Origin of the sequence: Rhodococcus sp. MALMAid1271 (assembly GCF_049195265.1) — a bacterium.
Lineage (GTDB): Bacteria > Actinomycetota > Actinomycetes > Mycobacteriales > Mycobacteriaceae > Rhodococcoides.
The window spans coordinates 1-3,626 of the sequence record NZ_JBMIRQ010000077.1 but is presented as its reverse complement, the minus strand read 5'-3'; the positions used below and the strand labels follow the sequence as shown (position 1 = coordinate 3,626).

The following is a 3,626-nucleotide window of genomic DNA, read 5'->3' as shown; positions in this document are numbered from 1 at the left end:
GCACATCACCGAGTGCCGCACCGACAGCAGTGACCTCGAACGGTGTCGCATTGGCCCAGAGCAGCGACGGGTACACCGCGTTCAAGGTGATCCCCCATTTCTGAGCTGCCCGCCCGCGCACCCCGTTCAGGACGTCTTGGGGCGACCTCGAAGATCGACGGAGAACAACGGGCCGAGCAGACAGACGTTGATCACCCCGGTCAGCACGAAGACACCGCCGATCACTCCCACCACGATGCCCCCGACACCGCCGAGCACGACGGCGACCACGATCAGAGCGATTCCCACCACGATGCGCAGCGCGCGTCCGGCAGTACTGCGCATGAATTCGACGAACGGCATGATGATTCCAGTTCTATAGAGGGACTTTCACTGTTGGACGGGCGAGAACGCCGAAGTGGACCAATCCGCGGCTTCTCGTGCGAACAGCCCAGCCCCGACCTCGACAGCGCGGCATACGACGAGCGCTTCGCGCGCGATCTGATCGACCAGGGCACGACTCTTCGTCGCTTTGCAGCCGCGATGACACGATCACGGGCCGATACCGACGATCTGGTGCAGGACGTCCTCGAACGCGCGTGGCGCAACCGGAGAACGTTTCGATCCGAATCGGCGCTCACGACGTGGCTCTACCGGATCACGATCAATCGTGCCCGCGATGTGGCTGCACGCGCGGAGACTCAGCGCACCGAACCATCGGGCACGGGCGACATCGATGTACCGATCAGCGACCTCGAGCATCCCGAGACGGTGGCGCAGGCGCTCAGCGATCGGTCCACGGTGCGAGCGGCGCTGGCGACGTTGACCGTCGAGGATCGTATGGTCCTGGCACTGCACGACGGCGAGGGCTGGACGGCGACACAGATCGGTGCGGTCGGCGCGCTCACCACCGCAGCGGTGTACAAGCGCATCCACCGTGCACGGGTGAAGCTGCTACGCGCCCTCGACGACGGTCCCACACACCCTCAAAACGACTCCCAGGCGTGCCGGAGCACACTCGCCGCGGCATCGGACTACCTGAACGGGCGTCTCGATGTCGACGCGTCGGCCCGCATCGATACGCACCTGCGGCAGTGTCGCCGGTGCCCACCCATCGCACAGGCCCTGATCGGTATCAAGACCGCACTCGGCCTGCGGCCGTGGACCAGCGCGGTGCCCGAACAGTTCGTCTACGACGTCGCACATTTGGGCGGACCCCCGGCAGTCGCCGCCCGCCGCGATGACCGATCACCCCGATACCAAGAAACTGATACCCCATAGGGTATATTCGGAGTAATTCGTCGACCGAGGGAGAGACTCATGTGCAGGGCTGTCAAGTGCAAGAAGTGCGGAAAAACGACGTGGGCGGGATGTGGGCAACACGTCGATCAGGTGATGCGGGGCGTTCCGGCGTCCAATCGCTGCAAAGGGCACGACGCCGATCCGAAGTCGCCGGGACTGTTCTCCCGCATGTTCTCCAGAAAGTAGCTCGCGGTCCGCAGCCCTGGTCCTGTCAGGGCTGCGGACCGAGTCATTGTTCTTCGCGATCTAGGTTGTCGCGGTCAGGGTCTTCGTGGTCTGGGTCTTCGTGGTCTCGCCCGTCACGACCACGACCACACTTGCCGTCGCCAGCAGCCGGGGGGCTTCGTCGCGGGAGAATCGATGTCGCGCAGGCCCACTAACGCCGGTCCCCGGCACAGCCAGCCGTCCGGCGGGCAGCGGAGGGTGGTCGTGATCGACGTCTCCGTCCCCACCGTGGCCTTCGCCCCGCGGGGTGCGGGCGAGGTTGCTCGATCAGCATCGCCCGTTCCCGGACGCATCGTCGATGCTCCGACCGACCCCGACAAAGGTCGACGATCGACGGTGCTGAGGGTCGACCCATACCGAGATGGTGGCACCGGTCATCAGTGCGCGGACGATCGACCGTTCTGCACGCACATCGCACCGGTACGTTCCGGCCCCGGGCACCGTCACTTCCAGTTCCACCTGTCGTGAATCGATGTCGAATCCCAGGACCACTGCCCACCCTTCGACGATGTCGTCCTCTCGGTCCGCCGCCGTATCGCGGACCGGAGACACAGCTGCGGGATGCAGCGGTGTGCGTGCTGCGAACATCATCGCCAGCAGGAGGAGGACCGCGAACACAACTACCACCGCGGGGGTCACCACTGTCCCAGAACCTGCCGACAAACGCGGAACGAGGAAGGTGAACACCAGGATCAGTGCGAGCACGTAGAACCCCATGGCGACGGCGATCGCGTACGACACCCGTCCCGGTACCAGGACAGCGGCACCTGTCGAGCGCAGTCTCCGCGTGCTCGTCACCGTCTCTCCTCTGAGGTCCCGCTGGCGGTGCCCTCTTCGACGCCGTCGACGATGATTTCGGAGGGGGCCCGCACGTCGGCGGTGTGGCCCGTCAGCCCGACGTGGGCTTCGGTGCGCATGCGTTCGACCATGTGAGGGTAGTGCAGCTCGAACGCGGGCCGCTCGGAGCGGATCCGGGGTAGTTCGGTGAAATTGTGGCGGGGCGGTGGGCAGGTGGTGGCCCATTCGAGAGCGTTGCCGTAGCCCCAGGGATCGTCGACGGTGGCGACCTCGCCGTATCGGTAGGACTTGAACACGTTCCACACGAACGGCAGCGTGGACAGTCCGAGGATGAACGCTCCGATCGAGGAGATCAGGTTCAGGGTGGTGAATCCGTCGGAGGGCAGGTAGTCGGCGTAGCGGCGCGGCATCCCTTCGTTGCCGAGCCAGTGCTGGACCAGGAACGTCATGTGGAAGCCGACGAACGTCGTCCAGAAGTGCCACTTGCCGAGGCGTTCGTCGAGCATACGTCCGGTGATCTTGGGAAACCAGAAGTACACCCCGGCGTAGGTGGCGAAAACGATGGTCCCGAACAGCACGTAGTGGAAGTGCGCCACCACGAAGTAGGTGTCGGTGACGTGGAAATCGATCGGGGGGCTGGCCAACAGCACACCGGTCAGTCCGCCGAACAGGAACGTGATCAGAAATCCGATGCTGAACAGCATCGGGGTTTCCAAGGTCACCTGCCCTCGCCACATGGTGCCGATCCAGTTGAACAACTTCACCCCGGTCGGCACGGCGATGAGGAAGGACATGAACGAAAAGAACGGCAGCAGAACAGCTCCGGTGGCGTACATGTGGTGCGCCCACACCGTGATCGAGAGCGCAGCGATGCCGAGGGTGGCGAAGATCAGACCCTTGTAGCCGAAGATGGGTTTGCGGCTGAAGACCGGGAAGATTTCGGAGACGATGCCGAAGAACGGGAGCGCGACGATGTAGACCTCGGGATGGCCGAAGAACCAGAACAGGTGCTGCCAGAGCACCGCTCCCCCGGTCGCCGGGTCGAACACGTGACCACCGAAAAGCCGATCGAAGGCCAGCCCGGCCAACGCGGCCGCGAAGGTCGGGAACGCCAGCAGTACCAGCACCGAGGTCACGAGCATGTTCCAGGTGAAGACCGGCATCCGGAACATCGTCATGCCGGGTGCGCGCAGGCACACCACGGTGGTGATGAAGTTGACCGCACCCAAGATCGTGCCCAAGCCGGACAGGATCAGGCCCAGTACCCACAGGTCGGCACCGACACCGGGGGAATGCAGTGCGCTCGTCAGTGGGGTGTAAGC

Annotated in this window: 5 protein-coding genes; 1 reads left to right on the top strand and 4 read right to left on the bottom strand. The window is 64.5% G+C overall.

The window, feature by feature from the left end; translation table 11 throughout:
- Nucleotides 1-126: 126 nt before the first annotated feature.
- Complete coding sequence (locus tag ACOQFP_RS10345) at nucleotides 127-342, bottom strand: YgaP-like transmembrane domain (RefSeq protein ID WP_341243501.1); 216 nt, start codon at nucleotides 340-342, stop codon at nucleotides 127-129.
- A 33-nt stretch (nucleotides 343-375) separates the two neighbouring features.
- Between ACOQFP_RS10345 and ACOQFP_RS10340 the strand changes: the two genes are divergently transcribed.
- The gene (locus ACOQFP_RS10340) at nucleotides 376-1,260 is read left to right on the top strand and encodes a sigma-70 family RNA polymerase sigma factor (RefSeq protein ID WP_421584265.1); all 885 of its coding nucleotides are present in this window, start codon (nucleotides 376-378) and stop codon (nucleotides 1,258-1,260) included.
- Between the two features lie 107 nt (nucleotides 1,261-1,367).
- Here ACOQFP_RS10340 and ACOQFP_RS10335 read toward each other — a convergent pair whose 3' ends face one another.
- The 3 genes from ACOQFP_RS10335 to ACOQFP_RS10325 form a co-directional block, all read right to left on the bottom strand.
- Nucleotides 1,368-1,514: a hypothetical protein gene (locus tag ACOQFP_RS10335; protein WP_206491136.1), complete on the bottom strand. Its 147-nt coding sequence runs from the start codon at nucleotides 1,512-1,514 to the stop codon at nucleotides 1,368-1,370.
- Nucleotides 1,515-1,773: 259 nt separating this feature from the next.
- A complete protein-coding gene (locus ACOQFP_RS10330) occupies nucleotides 1,774-2,304 on the bottom strand; it encodes a hypothetical protein (protein ID WP_421584264.1) in 531 nt (176 codons plus the stop codon).
- A partial coding sequence (locus tag ACOQFP_RS10325) for a cytochrome c oxidase subunit I (RefSeq protein ID WP_421584263.1) occupies nucleotides 2,301-3,626 on the bottom strand: 1,326 nt, incomplete at its 5' end. The genes ACOQFP_RS10325 and ACOQFP_RS10330, both read right to left, overlap by 4 nt.